Origin of the sequence: Nonomuraea basaltis (assembly GCF_005893125.1) — a bacterium.
Classification (GTDB): Bacteria; Actinomycetota; Actinomycetes; order Streptosporangiales; family Streptosporangiaceae; genus Nonomuraea; species Nonomuraea basaltis.
In genome coordinates, this window is the sequence record NZ_VCJS01000515.1 from 1 (window position 1) to 1,895 (window position 1,895).

The 1,895-nt window shown below is 64.7% G+C and carries 1 protein-coding gene; it reads left to right on the forward strand.

Annotated elements, in window-relative coordinates; genetic code table 11:
• The first annotated feature begins 108 nt into the window (after positions 1–108).
• Positions 109–1,761 (forward strand): hypothetical protein, encoded by a 1,653-nt coding sequence (locus tag EJK15_RS69070; RefSeq protein WP_138720889.1) that lies wholly within the window; start codon positions 109–111, stop codon positions 1,759–1,761.
• The last annotated feature ends 134 nt before the right edge of the window (positions 1,762–1,895 follow it).

Below are 1,895 nucleotides of genomic sequence, written 5' to 3' on the forward strand. Positions count from 1 at the left end.
ACCCAGAGAGGCTTCGCCTCGGACCGCCGAGATTGATGGTTCCGCTCGCACGAAGACGACCGTCGGTTCATCCTCAGGAGCAGGAAACGGGTGCTGAGGGTGATCGCTATGACACGTTCGGATACGGGATCGGTTCTGGCATCGCCGGTGGTCACTGCTGCGGACATGGTGACCGGGCACGTGAGCCTCGACATCTCTTGCCTGGATCGGCTCTACCTGTGCGGATACGTGCCCGGGTTGCAGACCCCAGGCGGCGTTGTCTACTTCCTGCATGAGGTTCGTGGTCACCCGATCGCCTCCCCGGCGTTGTTCGAGCAGATCGGCAACCGCTTCCGCGCCGCGATGAAGAACTGGGCCGCCGCCAACAGCATCCCGGTGATCCGATTCGCAGCCGCAGACCGCAAGACTGACGTGATGGCTCCCTACCTGGAGGCCGCCCGCCTGCAGGGCCGCTCGAAGATCGTGGCCATCGGCTGCGCTCAGGAGACCGCACCGGTCTGGACGGCCACCAAACGCGACACCGACCCGGCCAAGTCCCCGCAGTTCACCTTCACCAAGCAGCAACGGCGGGTGTCGGTCTACTACGTCTACATCTGGGACACCCGCGTCGGGCCGGGCTTCATCAAGATCTGCACCTACTTCCCCTACCAGATCAAGGTCTGGCTCAACGGCCACGAATGGGCCAAACGCCAAGCCCTGGCCGCCGGGATCGGCTTCACCGAACTGTCCAACGGGTTCGCCGCCACCGACGACCCCGCCGCGTTGCAGGCGGTCTGCGATCGCTTCACCCCCGGCATCATCACGGTCTGGTTCGAGCGCTGGATGGCCAAGCTCCCGCTGCCGCTCACCACCGCCGACCGGGAGGCCGGATTCTGGTGGGAGTTGTCGATGCGCCAGATCGAGGTCTCCCGCACCCTGGTCTTCGATGACGACTGCTCAGCCCGCACCTTCTTCGAAGCGCTCTTATGCGACAACATGGACCTGGGCCGGCCCGAGAACGTTGAACTGCTGTTTCGCCGGGGAAGTCGCGTGGGCGCCCCCACCGCCCCGCCCCGCGGCGGCGGCTTCAAAACGAAGATCGACCAGTACTGTGACCTGGTCACCCTGAACGTCTTCTACAAGCACTCGCGCTGCAAGCAGTACCTCAAGGACGGCCGCGCGCTGCGCATCGAGACCGTCGTCAACGACCCCCGCGATCTCCTGTGCAACCGCATGCTGACCAACCTGGAAGAGCTCCAGGCCAAGGCGCGTGCGATCAACACCCACCTGCTGGAAACTGAAACCGTCGGCCAGGGCACGGTCCTTGTGAGTCCAGTCTTCGAACGGATCACCAAGCCCACCGTCACCGACGATGGCAGGAAGGCGCCCGCACTCCGGTTCGGCGACCTTCGAGTCCAGGCCCTGGCCGGCGCGATCGCCAACCTGCTGTTCGCGGCCACCGGCATCACCAACCAGACCCTTCGCGGCTGGATGACCGGCCTGCTCGGCCGCCCCTACAGCATGAACCAAGCCTCCTACGACCTGGCCCGGCTCACCCGCAACGGACTGATCCACCGCATCCCTGGCCGCAACCACTACATCCTGACCCGCGACGGCCTGCTCTTCGCACACCTCTACACCAAGGTCCACGATCACATTCTGCGACCGCTGATGAGCCCCGATCGACCCAACGCCCCACCCGGCCTCCTCGCCGCACTCGACACCATCGAGCAGATCGTCACCGATCGGGTGGCACAAGCCCGCATCTCCACCCAACCCTGAACAACCTCAGCACATCACCCTCCGTCACCAAAGGCCAGGTGGCCATCGGCTCACGCGGTCACGCCTTCACCGACGTTCACCCACGGTAAGACTCAGGAGAACTCTTCGAATCACGGCACCAAAGGTGCCCTAGC

Bases quoted from the DNA above. Each gene is read 5' to 3' on its own strand.
- EJK15_RS69070 (WP_138720889.1), top strand. From the start codon at position 109: ATGACACGTTCGGATACGGGATCGGTTCTGGCATCGCCGGTGGTCACT.